Raw genomic sequence first — 21,952 nt, 5'->3', positions numbered from 1 at the left:
ACGTGCTTTACGTTGTCTTGTCCGTTCCGGTCACAATCAGGGCTAGACAAGCTTTCACTTTCGCGGCCAAGTGCTGTCTGAGTGTGCTTTGGCTTGTGCTCTATTTGTCCTTCGGTTGAGTTTCAGCGACTCGTTTGTGCCACTTCTAATCCTTTGCCAGCAGAACTTCACCATCAAAAGTAAAATGAACGCTACGCGCTTTTGACGGTGAAAACCGTGCCGTCAGTCGGGAAGTTAGGCGAAAACGACGATGAAACCCTAATAACCCAAGGAGCACACCATGCCACATTCCCTTTCTTTGCACACTCACAGCACTAAGCCCGCAAAAGCGAGCAACGTATCCCCGTTGCATCCGTCAGGCTCTACAACAATGAAGGTTGCGCCGTTGTCAGTTTTGATTCACTGGTCTGAATCTTCAAGGCTAAAAAAAGATGAAGAGTTCGAGTTTGAAATCTTTGAGGCTATCGCACTTAAAACGGCCTTAGACAATGCTTTGTGTGGTTACGACAAAGCAGAAGTAACGGTAAAGTTCGAAGGTGGTCATCAACATCGATGTCGAATTGATTTGGGGTGTGGAGGCAATGAAATCGGCTTCGCTGATCATTGCTTTCGCATCCTGGAATATTCTGAATCTCTAAAGAAATCAGAGCCGAATCATTGGTACTTAACTAACCCGCAAGGCAAAAAGCTAATAGAAATAGAACTGTTGAAAACATATCAACTCAATCGACAACAAGTGGCCAATGGCCGCCAGAGCGCGTTTGAAAAAGTACGTGTAGCTAAAGCGCAGAATAAAGGGATGGTTCAAACACGTTTTGAGGTTAAGTAATGAAAGCATTTGTATTAGATACCCGACTAGTTCGACTGTTTGAAAGGTTAGCTGCCCTTAACCCGCCAGTAGGTCAAATGGTGTCGGCTTTAAATGTTGTGTTACAACAATCTGGCTCTCACATTGAAAGTAAGCAGGATTTCTGTGATTTCATTGAACAAGTAGAACGATTCCAAGCCGAAAGCTCGAGCGGGGGTTTTAGTGAGTGAAGGGGCTAGTTAACCAGATGGTGGGCTTTGTCCGTGCTTCGCACGTCAAAGCCCTAAAACAAATGAAGCAAACTCATTGCACCTTTTTCTTTTCTATCAGTAACTTATTTTTAATTATGATTAAATAATAAGTGTTTTTTCAGCTAATCCTATAGCTTGGTTGAGACATATAAAACGAATAGGATTGGGAAAACATGCGCAAAATCATTGATACTCAAGCAGCCCCAAAAGCGATCGGACCATATTCTCAAGGGGTCATCACCGGTGGGCTAATTTTCACTTCAGGTCAATTACCATTAAGTCCTCATACCGGACTTTTGGTCAAAAGTAGTCTGGAGAAGCAAACCGTGCAGTGTCTAGAGAACATGAGAGCGATTTTGCTCCATGCAGACGCTGACATGTCAGATGTAGTAAAAACAACCGTCTACCTTACCGATATGATGAGCTTTTCCGTGGTAAATGAAATTTATAACGATTTCTTTATCAAGAACGGCGCCAATTTTTTTCCCGCGAGAACCTGCATCGAAGTATCGAAACTTCCTCTCAATGCCCTGATTGAAATAGAGGTCGTTGCTGTCGCGCCTTAGTTGTTATTCGTTTCGTTTTTTAGCCCCAGCCTAGAGCTGGGGTTACCTATTTAGACATATCTTAGTGCGCACTTTGTCTGATTATTTTTAATGGTGCATATCTTATAAAATCAGTGCAACCTCTTGTATTTAGAGGTTTTATCATTGAAGTATCGCGAAATGAGTAATAATTACATTTTTCGAGCGTTAGAGTGCCAAATGACGAAGGAAGAGGTTGCTGAACTGTGTTTTAAAACTGTGAGAACAGTCACAGGTTGGGATGAAGGAAACCCAATACCGCCCGAATGTAAAAGGCTCATGCGAATGGCAAAAGGTCGAGAACTAAGCGTTAGTGACGATTGGATTCAGTTCAAAATGTTATACGACAGGATGGAGCTGCCGACAGGCCAAGTAGTGAGGCCGCAACAAATATTGGCAGGGATTGCGCTATTAGGGATTCAGTCTGAGTTAGAGATTAAGACTTCAACGTCTCTATTAAAATTGGCTCGCGCTATTGCAGAAATAAAGAAGCCGTAAAAAAAAGCAGTTTTATAAAAATAAAGCTGCTTTAACAGTGAGCGATTAATCAAAGATCTTGTATGGGGAAGGTAAGTCTCATCTCAAAATCTGAATATTTAACGCCATTGTAACTATAGGTATTGTGTGGTGATGAATTTATAGCAAGCTTAGCGTCGTGAAGTTTTGCTATTCTATCTGCAAAATAGAACCCAATACCTCTACCATCAACATCAAGTTTCTTCGCATTTTCTCCTCTATACCCTTTTAGAAATAATTTTTTAATTTCATCTCTAGGGGCAAAAGGACCAGTAGATTTAATATGCACTTCTATTGTCGTCTGGAATTTAATGAATTCAACGCTAACTTCACCAAAATTAGGTGAGTATTTAACAGCATTCTCAAGCAACAAATACGGCAATATATCGATTAGAGATACGGCCTTAATTGTTGGTAGTTTAATTATACTATCGTGTGTTAACTGGACTTTTACTTTATGTTTTTTAATTGTGCTGTTGAGCGCTATTCTTGCCCTATGAAATTTCCCATATATATCAACATCATATGGTTTTGAGCTCGAGAAGAAATCTGGATTCAGTTCATAGTCAATGAAGTCTAATCTAGTTGTGATCAGCTGTGTTATGTAGTTGATATTTTCTATGTGTGTTCGAGCTTGGTCAGCTCTCTGTACGCCTAGTTCTAGTCGTTTCTCTTGAGAAAGGTGATCAGTTCTAATTATTTGAGAAACTTCGCATGCTGAAGTATTTAACTTTTGATTGAAACTGCGTAACTCATGTAAAGAGTCTGCAATTAGTTGTTCAATTTCATTTTTCATTTAAAACACCAGGGAAGAGACAAAGTTTATAAGCATGCCTTTAGCGATATCACCACTATGTTTGTCTATGTAGTTTCGCATAGGCTTATTTGACTTAGCTAGAACAGACTTAATGAACTCTTGTTCAATTTTCCACACTTCATATACGTCAATATCTTTCTGTGTAATCAAATAATTTCTGAGCCTTTTCCATCTTTGGACGTCTGACCCAACTTTAGGAAGTCCGTTATTGAGCGCAGCCATCAGCGCATCATTGTTACCTCGACTGATCTTCTCATCAGCAACGTCTATCATTGCCGATACTGTGATCGAAGCTGCTTTAGACGACACAACGATTATGTATTTATCTGGATATTCAAGTTTTAGCTGTTGAACTATATATGCACCTTCACCTGAGTGAGGGAATTTCTTACCAACGCCTTGAATATCACAAACAATAATTTGATAGGAACTTAACTGATCAAAGCTTTCGATATCATTATATTGAGTTATGTGAAAGCCAGCATTCTTGATCGACTCTAATTGAGGAAAGGGTTCATCATCGATTATCGCGATATTGGTATTGCGTTTAAGATAAGGAATATCAAGTTGAGTTTCGCCTAGCTGAGATAGATTTTTTTTTGAAAAAAAATACTTTAAATCACTCATAATGTAATCCGCACACTAAAACCAGCATCATATCAACTGATTGCTGTGGGTGATACCGTAAGTTAATGATCTATTTCATAACTTACAATGTTATAAGAAAAATTAGTCAGTACCAATACGTGTTATCGTCGAATTTACCCCCGTGATACATAACGGGAAAAAGCAAAAATATACGGGTAGCTCTAAAGGTTAAATATAACGTTACAGAGTCACTGCTAGGTTGAGGAGGACTAGCCCTAATTTGAAAGTTTTTGGGTGGAAGATTAAGTGACACGGAGTGCCACTTAGGAATGAGTAAGATTATACGCCATCAAAAACAGGCAGTGCTTCGAACATGACTAATACGTTGATAACAATGATGCCCACACCGTAAATTAATACCCCAATCAACACCAATTCTCCTCCTGGGACTTGGTAGGGCTTCACTTGCTGAAGCTGTTCCTCATTATCTTCTTGGGTGTTAGAAATGGCTTTCTGTAACCTAGATTTTCTAGCTAGCAATGCCGGTACGATACACGCCCAAATTGCCGCGGCCGATGCGGCATAACCAATTGCGGCTAGAAAACCGAAAGGAAAAAGAAGAGAGAAAATCAGCGGCGGAATAAATGTGACCGCCCAAGTTTTGGTTCTGCCTTTCGAAGTGGCATCAAATTGGAATAAATCGGCTAAAAAATCGAATACCCCCAAGCCAACCCCTATAAAGCTCGACAAAATAGCGGCCGCGGAAAAAGCGCTAATGACATTTGATAACGTCTCTTCTGCTAATACCGCTTTTAGGCTAATGAGTAAGGTGTCTATATTGCCACCCTCGGCAATGATAGGTCCGAAATTTACTCTTGGTAAGTTCCCATAAATACTCATTAACCAAACGGTGTAAGTAAAAAGAGCAATGATCGTTCCGCCCATGATGGCTTTTTGGGCGAGTCTTTCCTCACGGTAGTAATCTCGTAATGTTGAGACGCTATGGTGGTACCCAAACGCGGTCAAGGCAATGGGGAAAAAGACCCACACGTATTGTGCATACTCAAACTTCAGATGAGCAGTATCAAGCAAAGTGCTGAGATTGACATTAAACCAAAGACCTACGGTGCCAAAGCTAAAGCTAATGATCATAAACAGCATTAAGACAATCGAAATACGGTCGACCATTTTTGTTGAATGCCAAACTAGCCCAGAAAAGATAAAAACGAAAAGGATGGAGGCCAGTTGGGGGGCAATACCAAAATATTCATTCAAAATTAGCCCTGAAGAGGTGATATAGGCATACAGCAAGATCCCCCCGACAAAGTAAATCATTAGGTTATTAAAGAAATTAACCTCTTTACCTAACAAGTCTTTCGTTATGGAAGAGAAAGATGATCGGTAAGGGTAATCTTTTAAAACTTCGAGCAACAAACAGCCGCTGGTTGTCATGATAATCATGGTGAAGACCAAAGCCATTAAAGCTCCTATGGTCCAAACTCCAGCCCCAGCGGCTGGGAGCCCAAGCATACCTGCACCAACGCAAATACATGCGACGATACACGCCCCTCCGATAAGTGAAGGCGTCTTCACGGTCATTGATGGTTTCACATTATCCATAACCTGTTTTGTACTATCCATAAATGGTTACCTTTCATTGGTTCGACATTGCTTTTTATATGACCACTACCCGCTTCGTTATATGGGGCAGAATTTTAAAATCAAAAAAAGCGCTAGAATCAAGGACTCTAGCGCTTAGCTTTTAGAATAAAATAGTAATTACATACTAAATTAGGCACATAATTAGACATGAACCGAATAACGTTCGTCATCGTTTTCATCTGAAGAAAGGTGATTACTCCCATGATTGAGAGAAGTCCTGATCTTTAAAGGCTGCAGCAAGGCCTGTGACCTGCTGCAATCGTAAAACCTCATCTTGGTCCATCCCTAGTTCGTAACAAATTTTATTATTCGTCCAACCCATTCCTTTAAGCTGAATGATCAGGTCTGCTGTGAGTTCTACTTGATGGGACCCTCGCGCAAGATTATGGCGAACAGATGCCGCCATACACTTTTCTTCAGGCAAATTAAGCACCACTGCAGGAATATAGCCCTTTAATACTTGTAGCTCAGGGTGATTCAACAATAATTGATAACGATGAAACCCATCGATGACGACGTATTTTTTCAAGGATGTCTTCAGTCGATTAACTAAAATAGGCATGGTTACGCCATTTTTCTCCATCGACGTTTTTAGGAGCTTACTTTCTGGAGGCGCCATTTTATTTGGGTTGTATTGGTTAGCTTCTATCTCATCAAGTGGGATCATTTCAACATGACAAGCTGGCGGTAAATCAGGAATAAGCTCGATGAGTACTTTGGCCGCTTTATTGTAAATTGCGACCTTATCAATGGCTTGTTTGTTCGTGCTATTAATAGGTTTCAACGGCTTCTTAGTGCGACGCTGATAAGCTAGAGTAGGTTCACTTTCCATTCGTATCACTCTCTTCTCCATAGAGGGCATGGTATTGTTTTGCTAAGGACTTGTTGTACCCAAAAGAGAGTCCTCTGCACCAATAGTCGTTTTTAATCAGAACTTTACATATCCTTCTCCAACTTGGAACTTGCTTCCTAGATTCCAATTTACTCTCTGCGTAATCAGGGATGCAGGTCACTCCTTTTTGAGGACCATTTTTTCGCCACCACTGTAAGAACTTGAAAATTCGGTCTCGGTAATGTTTTTCTACATGTGGCGGCATAGTTTTCAGAAGGTATTTACTGTATTGCCGGTAGCTAAGTCCCGGTGGTAATTCAAAGCGATAATAACCAAGGATACGCCCCTGGCTTTTTGAGTATCGAGCACCAAAGTTACACCCTTCTACTCTGGCAACAAGTTTTTGCCAGGTATCAGGTTCTAATATTTGATATAGCCACAGACCTTTTCTTTGCTCATCTCCAAAAGGTTGGCAAAGTCGCTGCTGTGAAAGAGGGACGCCGGCCTTATGCATTAAGTCGTAAATACGGTTGTAATCCCAATTGAAGCGCGAGTTCGCAACCCAAATATCTGGAGTCTTCCAATCATAAAGAGGGTAAGCCATGTAGACGTCGCCCTGCATTTGAGTCGTCCAATATTTATCATCAAATTTCTTTTTGGCGCGATTTTTAATAGTTTTAAAACGATGTAAAGACTCATCCGCTCGTATACCAATGAGCACAGCAATTGGTGTGCCTTTCTTTTTTTTATACCAATGAGCAAATTTAAAGACGAAATCCTCAAATTCCATGCCTTTTTTAAAAAACGGGAGATGCTCCAAATCGGAAATCACGCCTTCATGTTGTGGTATTTCTCTGACCCATTGCGCTTCCTTATCTGGATCCCAACAAAGCCATTTAGGCTGAAATTGTGAAATTGAATTTCTTAAACTAAGTGGTAAGCAAACCCAGTATGGGTTTACTTCGCCACGAAGCACCATACGTTCAATAAAAGCATGAGTTTCGTGGTATTGGGCTTCGAAATCCACGATGAGTACATCAACAGGCAGTCGACCACGTTTTTTTGATTCTTGGATAGTTAAGTTCAAAAGAACCCCAGAATCTTTCCCTCCGGAAAACGAGACATAAAAGTGGCTAAAGTTGTCGAGAAGGTACAATATTCTTTGGCGCGCTCCTTCAAGCACATTGTAATCCTGCTGAATCTTGTCTCGAGAGAAGTAACCTTTTCTTCTTCCCTTAGTAATACTATGTACGCCCTTGGTAATCATGGGTTCACGAATGTTATTTAATATTCAAACCAAGGTACGTAGATTTCGTGTTTTTTATAAATTAATTATTGGTAATTAATTTAATTTCTAGGTACAGATTTGAAGCCTCATCGTAAAGAGCCGCTCTCCCGTTGTGATTTAGGTAAGAACGGCTTGGCTTACATTAAAAACCAAAGTGAAGGTTGCCTCTGAAACCTATAATCCAACTGTCATCGGCTTTTGAGTTAAACGGTAAAGTGTGAAGATATTGCACATTAGGAGTTAACGAGAGAGCCCCCCAATTCATGCGGTAATAGATTTCTGAATTATAAGAATCATCTAGTTCGGCATTAGGCTTAGCCCAACCTAGAGCGATACCAAGCATTCCAGGCCCTACCCCACTATATCCTGTGCCAAACACGACCGAAGATTTGTATAGCGCCTCAGGTCCTTGCGCGACCCCGGCTCTGAAAAATGGTATCCATGAGCCGGTTTTATATATGGACGACCAATTTGCGCCATAGTTTTCGCTAGCTTTCTCTTTTGGCCCATCACTGTGCCAAACTGTTAGGTGTGAATTCTTCAAATAAAAGTCGTCTTTCGACTCCACCCAACCTATTTCTAGGGACTTAAAATATTGATTATCATTGATGAACTGTTCAACACCATCGAAAGGCTTAGTCGAATCAGCTTTTGCATCAGAGAAACTTGCATAAAAATAATAGTTTTCCGACATCATATGGCGTAGAACGCCGCCGAATGTTGATTCATCTGGGATTGGGATGGAACCGGAACCGGTACTAAACTGTAAGTTAGAAAAACCATAGTAAGGGTTACCCAACTGATAAGTATCAACATAATCAGTCGTATCTAAAAAACCAACCATCATATCGGTAGATTGTTTATTAAAGGTTTGTGTCCAATAAAGATTCGTTAACCTTAAACCTATATCACTAAAAGCTGGTTGGATTAAACCAAACCCTCCGACATTACCCATGACAAATTCAGAGGGCGTACTATCTGTATAACCGTGCTTATGATCAACCCTCAGCTGCAAAGCTCCAGTATCACTCTCTTTTTGGTAAGCTAGCCAATTCAATGTAATCCGTGAAATACCAGCTGCCGCACTGCTGTCTTTGTTCGGCAAGCTCTCACTGGACGTTAAACCAAAAACATAATAATCCACAGCTCCCTTTAGAGCTTTATCTTCAGCCGCATTCGTCAATGTTGGCGTGCCAAAGACAAACATTACGGCTCCCAAAAGCGTTAGCCAAAAACGCTTTGTCTTTTTCGTAAATGGTACATTCTCGCTCATATCAATAACTTCCTGTTGTTGTCATGGTAGTTGTACGGCTCGGCTCAACTTTTGTTAGTCAGAAGGTATTAAGAGGGAGTTGAAAAACGAAATCTTGTAATTAATAGGTAATTTAAGCGCTCGGATTTATCCATTTGTCATACTCATTTATTAAAATCACAAATCCCTCATTTTTAGATACCAACATCAAAAATTGAGGTATATACTATTTCTCATTCCTATACGGAGGCAGAAATGGATAACCAACACACTACAACCACATTTCAAGCGCTTAAAACCGGTGCAGACGCTTACATTCAACGTCGTAATCAACGTTTATTGGCTAATCACCGCAAAGAGTTGCGTAACTTTACTCGAGCAGAAGCATCGGCCTATCTTGGCATTGATGCCAAAACGCTTGATCGCTATGTTACCGCTGCGGCGATAGATCCTCGTCGTCATGAAGACTCACAATGGTCGATCGATATCGCGGAAATGTACAAGGTACGTAACTTACTGCCAGAAAATCTACGTAAAGACGCTAAGTTCATACGCAGTGAGCAGCAAAAAACGCAAGTGATGGTTATCCAGAACCAAAAAGGCGGTGTTGGCAAAACCGTTTCTGCCGCGACTATCGCATCAGGTTTGGCGACCGAATTTCATCAAGAATACCGTGTTGGTTTAATAGACATGGATGGCCAAGCCACGCTTTCGATGTATTACGCCCCCGAAGCCGAGCAAGAAGGTAACTTGTCTGTTGGTGATCTGATGATGAAAACCTTCGATCTTGATGAAGGTGAAACCGTTGAACAAGTTATCTCTGAAGCCTTTCTTGAAACGACTATCCCAAACTTACGCATTCTACCTGCAGCACAAAGTGACCGTGCGATGGAAGGTTGGTTTCATGAGCAAGTGTTCGGCCAAACCTTAGCTTCACCTTATTCACTACTAAAGGACATCATCGATAGCGTTAAAGACGAGTTCGATATCATCATTATCGACACCCCACCTTCGCTCGGCTATGCGACCTTTAACGCGTATTTTGCCGCGACGAATGTAGTGTTCCCGTTATCGATTACAGAGAATGACATTGATGCTACCTGCTCTTACTTCAGCTACATTCCTCAGGTGTGGGCGCTGTTAGAGAACGCAAACCATGAAGGCTACGACTTCATGAAAATATTACTGACTAACCATCGTGATAGTTCAACCACGACCGAATTAATGAATAATCTGTACGATCAGTTCTCTCCTTACTTGTACTCTAAAGAATTTAAGCACAGTGAGGCCGTCCGCCAGTCGTCTTCCCTACTCTCGACCGTTTTTGACATGTCGAAAAGTGAATACCCGAAAAGCAAAGCAACCTTCCAAAGCGCGCAACAAAACAGCTATGAAGTAACAAGCCAAATATTGCGCGATATTCTCAACGTTTGGCGTGAACAGGAGAACAAATAATGGCGAAAAAACGTGGCGGCAGCCCTCTAGGCAATGCTCCTGGTTCAGCGCAAGCACAACAGTCCGCGGCCAAAGCTAATTTAGACACACTCACCAATCAACTCAGCACTGAGCTAGAAAAAAGTGGGCAAAACGCCGAAGATTACCTTAGAACAAAGTTCGGTTTAGAGTCCGTTGGCAAAAAAATGGTTTGGCAACTAGCTTCTGGGTCAACTGCGACCTTCAACGAAGTGACATTGTCACACAATCAAGTTAAGCAGAACTCTTTTGTAACCTTTGATGTGAATGGCCGTGACCAATCTTTGCTAACCAAAGAGTCTTTGGAAGATTTGAACTCGTTAGAATTTCAACAGTTTTACCCTGCTGTTGGTCGAGAAATAGATGGTCGTATCGATGTGCTTGATGGATCTCGCCGTCGAGCTTGGTTCTTACTTCAAGAAGGCCGCGTAAAAACATTCCGAATCCTCGTCACCCAAGACGAACTGTCTACAGCCGATGCCAAAGCACTAGCAAAACAGTTGCAAACCGCAAAAGAGCACAACCAACGCGAAATTGGCTTACAGTGTCAAACTCTAATGAAGAACGGTGAACTCACTCAAGAAGAGACGGCAAAGATCTTAAATATAAGCCGCCAAGCAGTAGGTCGAGCGCTAAAAGCAGCCAGCATTGACAGTAAATTGATTGCACTATTCCCTGTCGTTAACGACTTATCTCATACTGATTATTCACTGCTAGCTAAAGTGATGAAAGCCTTTATCAATGATAAGAAAGCTCTGAACAGTTTCATAAAAAAAATAGACATTAAATCTGTCAATGCTCAGCCTGAGCAGAGCCAAGAAGATACCAAAGACGAGCTGATTACTTATATAAAAAATGAGTTAAAGATTGTTGAAGCCAAACAACAATCAGACAAAGCTACCGTGACTTCGTTAGCTGAGTTCGACAGTAAAGGCATGTTCGCACGTAAAAAAGTGAAAGGCCGTAACTTCTCGTATGAATTTGGGCGATTGTCCAAGGATGTTCAAGCTGAACTTGATGAGGCTATCCAATCAGTACTAGGTAAACATCAGTAACCCTCTCAAAAAGGCTCTATATTCCTCGGAGCCTTTCTCCTTCTCTATAATCACTAGAATTCCACATCAAAAATAGGATGACTACAAGTAGCACGACTAAGCTATTAATAACAAAGTAAACTTGGGGAACTTCCTTATTAGGCTTAGGATTACTTCATCCTTTATATCCAAAAAAATTGGCTAAGTGCAGAGTGTTTGACTCGAGGTGAGCCAACGTTCAAATGGTGGTTCAAACCTGGCGCAAAAACCATTAATTTATGGCTAATAAATGAAACCCAAGGCCTTGAGTTAATTTCCCCCTAAAAACGCCATCCCCCCTAAAACAATCAATATACCGCCAGCGCATCGAATACTATAAGAGAGCCACTTTGGTCTTTTCGTCACCCAAAATCTTAAACCCGATATCCCCAAAACACATAAGAAATCTGCACTGCTAAACATTACATTGGTAAAGACTCCCAAAATAAAGAGCTGAACTCCTACCGATATTTCCGATTCATGCGCTACAAATTGGGGAAGAAAAGCAAAATAAAACAAGGCGGCTTTCGGATTAAGAACATCGACAAACACACTATCCCAAAAGATTTTACGAGGGGAACTTAATAAAGGGTCACCAAGCGCAGACTCGAAATGAACATGAGAGGTTATCTTTTGATAACCAAGATAGATAAGATAAATGCCCCCTATTTTCTGAATGATCTCTTGCAACAAAGGGGAGTTACTAAAAACCGTCGCGAGACCAAATGCGACAAGAATGACATGAAAGTATCCTCCAACATGCAGACCTAACACAGACAGTAACCCAATTTTTTTACCGCTAGAGACCGTCTGGGCGACACTATAAAGCATCGCTGGACCAGGCATAAAAGCGTAAAGAAGAACCACCGTAACAAAAATCAACAACTGATTACTTTCTAGCATTCTTACCCTCCTTTATTTCCTATCACACTCAAAAAACCATCACCTTGAAGGACAGCGTTTTTTTGAGTGATTCTGTCCTAGATAAACAAAGACTTTATAATTTCATAGAAGTAACTAGATGATACCGAAGAGACAAAGGGGTTAGCTCTAAGTTAGCGGTCAAAGATTCGATGTGGTTAGGCACCCCGCAGCCCTTCGAAAACCACCTAGCTACCAACGAATAAGCTAATGTTTTTTCTAGAATTTAAAACTAATTTACCTATAAATAATACCCATTCACTCCGCCTGAATTAAACGCCCACCCTCAACCAATTAACCACAACAAAAAGGAGGGATAAATAGAGTCATTAATAATCATTTTTTATTAAGAATTAGGAATCTATAGCTATAAATTGAAAGGATGTGATATGAATAAATTCTCAAAAGGAGTTTGGGGCTATGGACACACTTATATGCCGTTCTTTCCAATCATTTATCGACTTCTGCGACAACGAGATCGTTGAGGGCAAAAATGTTCATTGCACCTTTAAAGCCTGCAAGGACAATGACTGGCGTTGGATGAAGATCTACTTAGAAGACAAAGGAGGTAAAAATCTCACCTTCAGTTTCATATAAAACAGATAGCATTATCTAATGTGCAAAAAGCCTTACACTTCAATTCGAATTTTATTCACAAATTTATTAATAATATTCAAAATATGAGCCATTATATAAAAGCCTAGGGATTATAATCTAATCACCCTTCTCTAGGTATATGGAGAAACACTATGTTAAGAGCACAACTGGACAACGTAAAACTGCCTATAGGTAATTGCGTACTGCAAAGAGACGACTCGGGGGCTCAACTCATCCTCAGTAATCAAAAATCATTTTCAATCACTCTACCTGAAAGCTGCATATTAGAAACTCTGATCCAAAAAGAAGAATTTATTTCGACTAAAGAAGAGCTGATCATTGCTGCGTGGGGGAACCCGGATATCATCGGCCCTAACTCTTTGCCAGTCGCTATTACCAATCTTAGAAAAGTCTTAGAACTTGATAGTATCAAAATCGTAAATGTTCCAAGAAAAGGTTACAAGATCCACATTCCTGAATTTGAAACTTCGCTAGACCCACCGAAACAGATAAAGTTACCTCGTTCTAGCCAGTTTTCGTGTCCACTCAAAAGAACATCAAACAACTACTTAAGACTCTACCAATGGGCTCTTGTTGGCCTATCTTCCACAATCCTCTCTGTACTAATAATCAGCTATTTCTACTTCTGGCACGAATTTGACATCGTCAACGTCAACGTCAATAACCAATCGAGCCAAATCTGCCTAACTAAAAAGGATGAACTTCAATTCATCTTAGCCTCTCAAAAAAACTTAGCTTCTCAGTCCCAGGAAAACTATCACACTAATCCATAACTCTCGTTGCTTTAATTTTTTCAGATAAAAGAGAGGTAGCCCCTTTGCTGTCTGCAAAGGGGCACAACTTAAAGTGCAGGTTCCAATGTAGCGTTAAAGTGTCTCAAGACCTTAGGCTCATAAGTAAACTTTAAACCTGCAATTGATGAAGCACGTTTCTTCACTTCTTTAAAAGCAGCAATAATGTAATCAAGGTGAGCCTGTGTATAGGTTGCTCTAGGAATAGCTAAACGAAACAATTCAGCCGGGCAAGGCAGCTGCTTTCCTGTTTCAGGATCACACCCTAGTAATAAAGAACCGATTTCTGCACCTCGAATACCTGCCACCTTATAAAGCTCACAAGACAAAGCATGTCCAGGAAACTGTTCTGGTGAGATATGAGGTAATAATGCACCGGCATCAACAAAGGCAGCATGCCCACCCGCTTGCTGGCAACGGACCCCTAACGCTTCTAGGCCGTTCACTAAGTATTCAACTTGCTGCAAGCGTGATGCTAACCAGTCTTCTTCCATTCCATCATAAAGTCCAACAGCCAAACGTTCCATCGCCCCACCTTCGAGACCTCCATATGTTGGAAAGCCCTCCAATAACACGCATAGTGTTTTGCATTCCAACTGCACATCTAAGAAGCTATCGTCTTTGAAAGCGAGTAGCCCACCAATAGGAACCATGGCATCTTTTTTCGCTGACATAGCAAAGAGATCGGCATATTTAAACGCTTCTCTGGTGATCTCTTGAATGCTCCAATCAGAATAACCAACTTCACGCTGTTTAATAAAGTAAGCATTCTCAGCAAAGCGAGCGCAGTCCATAACAACAGGGATACCATAAGATTCCGCTAATTCATAAACAGCCTTAAGATTAGCAATGGAGACTGGCTGGCCACCTGCAGAGTTGCAAGTAATCGTACTTACTATATAAGGCACGTTTTTAGCTCCAACCTCTTCGATTCCAGCTGCGAGAGCTTTCAAATCAAAGTTACCTTTAAAGTCTGCTTTAATTTTAGTATTAAAAGCTTCAGGTGAAGGAACGTTGATCACTCGACAGTTATTGTGTTGAGTGTGCCCTTGTGTGGTATCAAAAAAGTAGTTTGAAAATGCGGCCATTTTGTCTCGCTCTAGCCCTTTATCTCGCTCAGATTTATTGATCAAAGCTGGGACATATAGCTGCTCAGCTCCCCGTCCTTGGTGTGTGGGGATGGTAAACTTATAACCAAAAATATTTTTTACCGTCTGACTAAGCGTCCTGTAGCTTCGACTGCCACTGTACGACTCATCACCTTTCAACATTGCAGATTGCATAGCCTGTGTCACTGCACCTGTACCGCTATCAGTAAGCAAATCGATAAACACATCGTCGCTCTCTAATAAAAAAGGGTTGTACCCTGCTTTCATCAGCGCCTGCTCTCGTTCTCGCTCCGTTGTTCTTTTCACTGGTTCAATAACCCTAATTCGATAAGGCTCCGGCACATAGTGTGAATCCATCGGATGTTCTTTATTATTGCTTATTGCTGACATAGGTATTTCTCCAGACATTTTTATTCTTAATGGGTACTTGGAGAAGGCATAGCTAAAGCTCTCTAGTTCAGTACACTCAATCCTTATTATTGCGGATTAAGGCGATCTCGCTTTACCTCCTCCAACCGCACAAAAATGAACCAACAAAATGGGTTTGGATATTAATTTCAGCGTAATTTAACTATTAATAAATAAGAAAGATTAAGTGAAAAATGGAACTGGGGAGGCCAAAAGTATGGCGCTTTTCCAAGAAAAGAAATATTGAAATTTACACACACTTTCTCAAAGGGATAGTAAAGCTAAGTCATTCATTTTTATTAATAAGAATAATTAAATAAACAATCTACTCTCGAAGTTTCACTATGGATATTTGTGATATGAGAAAGGAACTAAAAGTACCTTTTCGGTTAAATAGAGATAGCGAGTTTATTATGATTCTAGGCAATACATTAGTTGTAGGTGCAGGACCCGCCGGCATTCAAACCAGTCAGATTCTTGCTCCTTTTAGTCAGAAAATAGCTCTCATAAGCAAAAGCTCTCATCAATGGGAGAATAGAAAAAGACTAATGCGACAACACGGAAACGTTGCTAGCTGTGAAGTAAGTAAGCCACAATTAGCACCACTTGTTGGTCTTATTAGATTTGATGAACTTTATACAGATTTATCTCCCCTGCCCTCTTCATGGGATACGCTAGTTCTAGCGACCCCCGCTCACGCCTATTGTGATGTCCTAGCTTCTTTTTCTGAGCTCTGCTTGAAAAATCTAAAGCAAATTATCCTTATGTCATCCATGATTGGTGGGTGTCTTATCCTAAAAGGGATATTGAAAAAGAAAAAGATATCTCCCAACATCATTCTTTTTTCTAGCTACTTTGCAACGTCTCATTTTTCATCTAATCCAACAACACAACACCCTCTTACAGTCACGACTAAAACCGTGAAAAAAAGAGTGTATATTTATCTCTCCGAACCCAATGATGTCTTGTTTAATGCTTTAAGGAACGCATTAGAAAAAGTGAATGTTCAAGTCGTTCTCTTTGATAACCCATTTAGTGTAGAAGGCAGAAACGCTGCAGCTTATGTACACCCAGCTTTTCTAATCAATACGTTTTCTTTAGATCATATTCTTTCAAACGAAGATGACACTAAATACATGTATAAGCTCTACCCCGAAGGCCCTATCACCATGGAGTTGATCAAAGAGTTACTGCATCATTGGAAATCAATTTCTCGCCTACTAGAACATTACTCAGCGGAACCAATCAACTTACTTCAATTGCTCAATGACGAAAATCTCCCCGTACTTGAGGCAACGATTCCAAAAGATAAAATAGACTCTTTCAATGAACTCAATGAAATAGAGCAAGAGTACCTACTCTATGTTCGATATAGCACAATACTGATAGACCCAAACCCTTTTTCAGAATCCAACACCAAAAAAAGCACTTTTGAGGTTTCTGCTAAGCCTTATCTCAAGGGAAAAGTTAGAAAAGGACGACTACAACTACCTAGAACACCATTAGAAGATTTGCAGACACTTTATTGGCTTAATCATTTAGTTCAACAATCTAGCCTTGTTTCTTCTATCAGCTTTCAATCAATAGAAGTATTTGAATCTTGGGTAAAAGAAAGAAACCTGCCCACGACATTAATCCAAGCCCTAAAACAACGCGCTTCTGAATACTACGTTCATGCGACACCTTCTAGCAGCCAATAAATTATCCTTAATTACTATAAGCCTAGGAGGAGTTTGCTTAGCATTTTACCGTTTTGCTTCACAAGAAGTCAGTAACGAAGGAAAAGGAGATTAAGGTGCGAATAAGAAAAGCAACTATCAACGACATATCCTCTATCAATGCTCTATGTCATGAACAACTGGCAGGTAGCCACAGTAAAATGAGCCATTACAACAGAGAACGAAACGAATACAGCTTGAATGATTACAACTTAAGCAAGCTAAGAATTATTGAATTACTTTTCACCGAATCCTTGATAAAAGAAAAAATCGAGAATAAAAACACTTATTTTTTCGTCGCTGAAACAAAAAAGAAACAGGTAGTAGGCTACCTAATCATCAGTGTTCATTCTCCAAAAAGAAACCCAGTCATCCAACAACGAGCCCCATCTTTTTACGCTTATGTCGAACGATTCTATGTGTCATGTAAATACCACGGACAAGGTATTGAACTAGCACTACTCAATAGTTTTGATTATTGGAAAAAATACAAATCAGCACACTAATATTATCTTTCAAAATATAGAGAAAAGTTGTCAATGCTCAGGCTGAGCATTGACAACTTTTCTCGCATTTAAATCAGCCTAAATCGGTTCGTTTTCCACTCTAATCCATCAATCACACCTTCTTGGTACATGCCTCCCCAATCATAAAAGAACGGCGCAAACCCATGTCCACCGGTTAGGTGGGATAGAGCAATACACACCACCACAACCCCTGCGGAAATTGCATATTCGATAGGGTCACCGGTTCTAAATCGACCTCCAAACAGATGGAAGCGCCTATCACTGTAAGGCGAAAAAGGCACACCTGATACTGTCATCGCATCAGTCAAAATATGGCTAACGCCACCCCAAGCAAATGCCATCCCGATCCCGTGATAATCCCAAACCAAAGTAAAGGCTAGGGCAGCCAGTAACCAATGCGTGAAAACATGTGTGGGGCCTCGGTGTTTGATATGTCGATTGCCAACCTTAAGTACGTATTCAAACCAATCAGGAGCAGTTGCACCTGCGACACACACAGCAACATGAGGAGGTGACACCACAGCACAAATCGCGCCTGCAATTAATGTATGATTGAGCCATTTCATCGTGATTGGGAATCGGAAGTAGGGCGGGGAAGGTAAGCGAGTTTTTGAAGATAACGGTTCATCTGGTCAGTATATGTGGCTTCACACATTGCCACCAAAGCTAAACGATGCTCAACGATTTTAGCTTCATGCGCCAAAACATCTCGATGAGAAGAGGCCACCTTTTCAAGCAAAGCGACTTGCTCTGATACGTTCGCCACCCCTTTTTTCACTCTCAGTTGCGCTCTGGCCTCCAAAGAGAGATAAAGCCCCATTAAGCGATAGGCATAATTTCTATCAGCTAAGGATTGAGTAAAGCTTGCTACAGAGGTAGCTGTAGCAGTACGACGCTGGTATTCCCATTGGCGCTCCCGAGATTGTTCAGTTGTAGAGTAGAGCGGCATTTTGCCAACTATTCCAATGTAATGCTCAGTTATCTCTGGCCAACCTTCAGGATCATACTCATCGATGTTAGATTTCATGCCCGCAACCAAGTTTAAATCGAGCTTAAATTTACTCTTCTCTGGGTAGCACTTAAGTACAGTGTTAAAAATCGCATCCGGATCCACTTTTGGTGCCGGCGTGAGGGCAGGGGTTGGGACATTATAGTGGGGAGCTTGACCTTTTAAAGTAGGGAGCTCGTAGGGCTTGATTTCTGGCGGTAGCACCTCAGCTTCCTCCCAAGGCACACTAATACCCCAATCATTGGCATAAGCAGCACTGAACGCGCATAAACTAATCCATATAAGGAAAACATTAATCAGCACGCGTCGACCTTCTTCCAGTACCTAACATCTGAAGCCCACCAATAACAGCGCCAGCTTCCCATGCACCGGCCACCACACACATCGCTACCATGAACCAAATCAAGGCTTTGGTCGTGTCGTAACTAACATCACTCTCTAAATTAATTCGCTGTGGAGTACGGCGCTCTACGATAGGTCGAAAAGAAGGAGGGAGCCTCCCTTCCTCGCTTGATGTCATTAACCAAACTTTGGAAGACAGTAAACATTTACGGGCTATTTGTGCTTTTCGGCCAGTCAGCTTATGAGCGTCATCAACAAAAAGTAAGGCTTGGGTGTCAAGAAGGTAATCAGCCAAGAGATCCGCCTTAAGCTGCAAGTTGAGCTTCCCCCAGGGCGTATAACCTTCTGATTGTACTTCTTTGTCTTGGTGCCATTTTGCAATGCCTTTCACCTCCACCCAACTTGATAAAGGCATCAGCCCCTCAAGTAAAATAGGTTGCGGCTTTTTCCCCCAGATTTCGTGTCGGCTATCCTTTAAGCGCATAAGCCAGCGGCTTTTACCTGAATCATGCGCTCCCGTAATTAACTGACACTCCTTCCGGCGCAAGCTGGTTTCTTTACGATCACGACTTGGCGCAAAGCGTCTTGGTGCATCAACAATCAATGGTGTCACATAACGTGTTCCATCTCTTCGCACTCGTTTATGATCGGTTCTGAGTTTCAAAAATCGCATTCTATTCCGTCCTTACTTGTCCAGAATAAATCACCGTATTAGAAACTGAAAAAACCAAATAGCTCATTTCGAGCTTGTTCAAAACTCCATGTAATTGACATGTTTATAAGCAAATTAAAAGTAAATTATTGAGCGAAGAACTGCTGTAAAAATCGCACAACGAAAAAAATTTTTATGTGAAACATAGGGGTAAACAACAAGGACAAGAGGTACAACAACAGCCCAATAACCATATGAACGAATAATACGGTCATTTAATTCGTTCACATTTATGACAGGCAATAAAATTCTTATGACGGGCTGGGTGATGCAACACAAAAACGTTAACATCAACCAAAGACCATCTTTCATTTTATTGTTGGCTTTTCAGTCTCATACTTCATCAAGCGCGTATTTATACGACAGATTAATTAGGGCTGGGCATAGTCGCTTGGCTCGCCACACCATTGCAGGTCAAGACGTCACTCTTTCCCCTTTCTAAATAAGTTTGTGTACTACTTTATCAATCTTCTTATCTAGCGAATTCATCACTGAGAGCTTGTTTGTATCTAAATCCATGAACCTAGATTTAGCGTGTCCCCGTCTAGACACTATGACACTGTCACTTACTATTTCTTTTACTAAGCCTAAAAACTTAGTTCCACCCATTTATTTTATATCGCTGGCGATCACCCGCAACGATCAGGGTAGTAAGACCCTAAAATGCGAGTACACAATAAAAAGTTAATGGATCAAATGAGACAAAAATGAGAAATCAAGCGATCAGAAATCCATAGATTAATGAAGATAAACATATCAATTACATGCGATTAGTGACAAACATAAAGTTATTTTAAAGCTAGATGTTAGAGTATTAACACTTACTTAACGAGCAACATCAAAACTCTCTAGAGATTTGGTGTTGCTTGTTAAGTCACCGACTGAACCTGAGTGAAGTTGGTATTATTGTAAAACTAGATCCTAAAGGTTCTAGTTTCTTAGTAGCCACCTAAAAGTATAGACATTTACCGAAAATATATTGATATTTACCGATTAATTATAAACATTTACCGATTAAATATTAATATTAGACGATCTAACATATAAACATTTACCGAATATAAGCATTAACATATCAACATTAACCGATCTGAGTGACGGGTAAGATCATAATTTAATGATAATTAATGATCTTTGGATCAGGTTGATGGAAAAACAAACAAAAACTATAACTCATCAGTAATCCTATCTTAAGTTTGATCTTTTAGAATCAAATAAACATTTACCGAAGTAAGTAGTTATTTACCGATATTTATACATAATTTATGTGATGAGCTATAGATATTTGCCGAAATCATATAGACATCTACCGAAGTTGATGAGGTAAGTAAGGTTATCTGTTAAAATGATACTATCGCACTCTTAGGTAATGATCATGACGTTATCATCCAACTCTAGCCTGACAGTTATTAATGAAGAGGACCGAAAGAATCGGTTTATCTCATCGATTCTTTTCTCTAGAGCAACCATCTTTCACCCTGCATCTCGTTTAACTTCTACGATGCAGTCAAAACTGATTCAAATCGCTCAAAGTGGTGGCACTGATCCAAATCACCCACTAGAAAGTGTAAATATTAATAGTTATGGAAAGAATTTCAGAGTTGATCTGCATGTAGATTATCTACTACAGCCTCATCGCGATATCCTCGAAACAATGCTGGCCTACGCTCAAACGATTCAATTAGATGATGCTTCTTATGAAGCTGGCGCACGTTTAACCTGGTCTCAGGTGTACCAAACCATTTCTGATGGTGAAATATCAGATACTCAACAAGATGGCTTCGACTCTTTTATTGACCGAGACGCGACCGTTTTATCAATGAGTATGTATGAATTAGCAACCCGAATGGGCATGGCGACCACTCGCGCGAACTACGATCAAATTGAACGCCGAATTACTCAATTAGCAACGGCTCATTTAGTGATAAATGAGCTTGATGACGAGCAGAACGTAATTGGCAAAAAGCCATTAGAGTTTGTTCAAGATTACCGTTTTTATTGTGACCGAAGTAAATTTAAAACAGGCCGTAAAAACAGTAAGAACCTCACTAACCATGTGTTCTTAGTTCCAGACATGCGTCTATTGCAGGCGATACGCGACCATGGCTATTATTACCGATTAGAACAGCACAAAATGACCAACTATAGTAAACCGTCAGTTCGTTCATTCTTAAAATACATTACCACGCATAAAGCTGAGTTCTTACACAACAAGAAGTTTGAGTGGGCACTCGATAGCTACATTCAATCTATTGCTTCGAAGGTCAGCCATAGTTTCCGTAGTGATCTCAGAAAAGATTTGCTAGCCAATGCCGTTCAAATCGAAAAAGACTTCAGCCTTCAATTTCGCGATGTGGGGAATGGCATACAGATATTCTACATTGGGGAGGGTGAGTCATGATCACTCAATCTCTTGATAGCTTGATGGCTTCACCTGCTAGTCAAAACTTAAGTTTCAGCTTAAAAGGTTTACTTAAAGGACATGTAGGCATGTTAATTGCCGCGCCTAACGTTGGTAAGTCTCACCTAGCATTGTGTATTGCAATGGAACACGCTTCTTCAATGTCTTTACTCGGGATGAGCGCGGCCGATAAACCCGCAAAAACCTTAGTACTGAGTTCAGAAGATAGTGCCGGTGTCATCCAGTCTCGGA

The 21,952-nt window shown here is 40.7% G+C and carries 23 protein-coding genes; 12 read left to right on the top strand and 11 right to left on the bottom strand.

Translation table 11 applies throughout. The features are described from left to right. Window positions 1–280 precede the first annotated feature (280 nt). From ED652_RS16670 to ED652_RS16655, 4 genes are all read left to right on the top strand, one after another. A complete protein-coding gene (locus ED652_RS16670; RefSeq protein ID WP_122055532.1) occupies window positions 281–829 on the top strand; it encodes an LPD25 domain-containing protein in 549 nt (182 codons plus the stop codon). Then, window positions 829–1,038, top strand: a complete 210-nt coding sequence (locus ED652_RS16665; protein ID WP_017098140.1) for a hypothetical protein — start codon at window positions 829–831, stop codon at window positions 1,036–1,038. The genes ED652_RS16670 and ED652_RS16665 overlap by 1 nt, the downstream gene beginning before the upstream one ends. A gap of 194 nt (window positions 1,039–1,232) precedes the next feature. Then, window positions 1,233–1,625 carry a Rid family detoxifying hydrolase gene (locus ED652_RS16660; RefSeq protein WP_122055531.1) on the top strand — a complete coding sequence of 131 codons (393 nt, stop codon included), beginning with the start codon at window positions 1,233–1,235 and terminating at the stop codon, window positions 1,623–1,625. A gap of 144 nt (window positions 1,626–1,769) precedes the next feature. Further along, complete coding sequence (locus tag ED652_RS16655) at window positions 1,770–2,141, top strand: phage protein (RefSeq protein ID WP_122055530.1); 372 nt, start codon at window positions 1,770–1,772, stop codon at window positions 2,139–2,141. Between the two features lie 49 nt (window positions 2,142–2,190). On the opposite strand, the gene ED652_RS16650 is transcribed toward ED652_RS16655, so the two are convergent. From ED652_RS16650 to ED652_RS16625, 6 genes are all read right to left on the bottom strand, one after another. Continuing rightward, a complete protein-coding gene (locus ED652_RS16650) occupies window positions 2,191–2,955 on the bottom strand; it encodes a sensor histidine kinase KdpD (protein ID WP_122055529.1) in 765 nt (254 codons plus the stop codon). Continuing rightward, a complete protein-coding gene (locus tag ED652_RS16645; protein ID WP_122055528.1) occupies window positions 2,956–3,603 on the bottom strand; it encodes a hypothetical protein in 648 nt (215 codons plus the stop codon). Window positions 3,604–3,903: 300 nt separating this feature from the next. Then, on the bottom strand, window positions 3,904–5,205 hold the full coding sequence (locus ED652_RS16640) for an aromatic amino acid transporter (protein ID WP_122055527.1): 1,302 nt from the start codon (window positions 5,203–5,205) through the stop codon (window positions 3,904–3,906). Window positions 5,206–5,419: 214 nt separating this feature from the next. Continuing rightward, window positions 5,420–6,058, bottom strand: a complete 639-nt coding sequence (locus ED652_RS16635) for a ParB/RepB/Spo0J family partition protein (RefSeq protein ID WP_122055526.1) — start codon at window positions 6,056–6,058, stop codon at window positions 5,420–5,422. Further along, window positions 6,048–7,325 carry a phosphoadenosine phosphosulfate reductase gene (locus tag ED652_RS16630; protein WP_122055525.1) on the bottom strand — a complete coding sequence of 426 codons (1,278 nt, stop codon included), beginning with the start codon at window positions 7,323–7,325 and terminating at the stop codon, window positions 6,048–6,050. Before ED652_RS16630 ends, ED652_RS16635 begins: the two co-directional genes overlap by 11 nt. Window positions 7,326–7,488: 163 nt before the next feature. Continuing rightward, window positions 7,489–8,619, bottom strand: coding sequence for a carbohydrate porin (locus ED652_RS16625; protein WP_122055524.1), 1,131 nt, complete (start codon window positions 8,617–8,619; stop codon window positions 7,489–7,491). A gap of 234 nt (window positions 8,620–8,853) precedes the next feature. On the opposite strand from ED652_RS16625, the gene ED652_RS16620 reads away from it, so the two are divergent. Next, complete coding sequence (locus ED652_RS16620) at window positions 8,854–10,053, top strand: ParA family protein (RefSeq protein WP_016768704.1); 1,200 nt, start codon at window positions 8,854–8,856, stop codon at window positions 10,051–10,053. After that, window positions 10,053–11,126, top strand: coding sequence for a ParB family protein (locus ED652_RS16615; protein ID WP_122055523.1), 1,074 nt, complete (start codon window positions 10,053–10,055; stop codon window positions 11,124–11,126). Before ED652_RS16620 ends, ED652_RS16615 begins: the two co-directional genes overlap by 1 nt. 288 nt (window positions 11,127–11,414) lie before the next feature. On the opposite strand, the gene ED652_RS16610 is transcribed toward ED652_RS16615, so the two are convergent. After that, window positions 11,415–12,047, bottom strand: a complete 633-nt coding sequence (locus tag ED652_RS16610) for a LysE family translocator (protein ID WP_017061983.1) — start codon at window positions 12,045–12,047, stop codon at window positions 11,415–11,417. Window positions 12,048–12,485: 438 nt separating this feature from the next. Here ED652_RS16610 and ED652_RS23785 point away from each other — a divergent pair, with 438 nt between their 5' ends. Together ED652_RS23785 and ED652_RS16605 are read left to right on the top strand one after the other, a co-directional pair. Then, window positions 12,486–12,662 (top strand): hypothetical protein, encoded by a 177-nt coding sequence (locus ED652_RS23785; RefSeq protein WP_016768702.1) that lies wholly within the window; start codon window positions 12,486–12,488, stop codon window positions 12,660–12,662. Between the two features lie 152 nt (window positions 12,663–12,814). After that, entirely contained in the window at window positions 12,815–13,456 is a 642-nt protein-coding gene (locus ED652_RS16605) for a winged helix-turn-helix domain-containing protein (protein WP_017061982.1), read from the top strand. A gap of 68 nt (window positions 13,457–13,524) precedes the next feature. Here ED652_RS16605 and tnaA read toward each other — a convergent pair whose 3' ends face one another. Next, window positions 13,525–14,940: a tryptophanase gene (tnaA, locus tag ED652_RS16600; protein WP_017097175.1), complete on the bottom strand. Its 1,416-nt coding sequence runs from the start codon at window positions 14,938–14,940 to the stop codon at window positions 13,525–13,527. Window positions 14,941–15,350: 410 nt separating this feature from the next. On the opposite strand from tnaA, the gene ED652_RS16595 reads away from it, so the two are divergent. Together ED652_RS16595 and ED652_RS16590 are read left to right on the top strand one after the other, a co-directional pair. Beyond that, complete coding sequence (locus ED652_RS16595; RefSeq protein WP_122055522.1) at window positions 15,351–16,691, top strand: opine metallophore biosynthesis dehydrogenase; 1,341 nt, start codon at window positions 15,351–15,353, stop codon at window positions 16,689–16,691. A gap of 95 nt (window positions 16,692–16,786) precedes the next feature. Next, window positions 16,787–17,215: a GNAT family N-acetyltransferase gene (locus tag ED652_RS16590; protein WP_122055546.1), complete on the top strand. Its 429-nt coding sequence runs from the start codon at window positions 16,787–16,789 to the stop codon at window positions 17,213–17,215. A 68-nt stretch (window positions 17,216–17,283) separates the two neighbouring features. Here the strand turns inward: ED652_RS16590 and ED652_RS16585 are convergent, their stop codons facing one another. From ED652_RS16585 to ED652_RS16575, 3 genes are all read right to left on the bottom strand, one after another. Continuing rightward, window positions 17,284–17,802, bottom strand: coding sequence for a metal-dependent hydrolase (locus ED652_RS16585; protein ID WP_122055521.1), 519 nt, complete (start codon window positions 17,800–17,802; stop codon window positions 17,284–17,286). Continuing rightward, a complete protein-coding gene (locus ED652_RS16580; RefSeq protein WP_231625743.1) occupies window positions 17,799–18,470 on the bottom strand; it encodes a hypothetical protein in 672 nt (223 codons plus the stop codon). The genes ED652_RS16585 and ED652_RS16580 overlap by 4 nt, the downstream gene beginning before the upstream one ends. 67 nt (window positions 18,471–18,537) lie before the next feature. Beyond that, the gene (locus ED652_RS16575) at window positions 18,538–19,260 is read right to left on the bottom strand and encodes a hypothetical protein (RefSeq protein WP_122055545.1); all 723 of its coding nucleotides are present in this window, start codon (window positions 19,258–19,260) and stop codon (window positions 18,538–18,540) included. A 1,414-nt stretch (window positions 19,261–20,674) separates the two neighbouring features. Here ED652_RS16575 and ED652_RS16570 point away from each other — a divergent pair. Further along, the gene (locus ED652_RS16570) at window positions 20,675–21,700 is read left to right on the top strand and encodes a hypothetical protein (protein ID WP_050647198.1); all 1,026 of its coding nucleotides are present in this window, start codon (window positions 20,675–20,677) and stop codon (window positions 21,698–21,700) included. Further along, window positions 21,697–21,952 (top strand): AAA family ATPase (locus ED652_RS16565; protein WP_162929953.1); only part of this gene is annotated, 256 nt, incomplete at its 3' end. The genes ED652_RS16570 and ED652_RS16565, both read left to right, overlap by 4 nt.

Source organism: Vibrio sp. Evd11 (assembly GCF_900382755.1).
Classification (GTDB): Bacteria; Pseudomonadota; Gammaproteobacteria; order Enterobacterales; family Vibrionaceae; genus Vibrio; species Vibrio lentus.
This window is presented reverse-complemented; position numbering and strand designations above follow the sequence as displayed.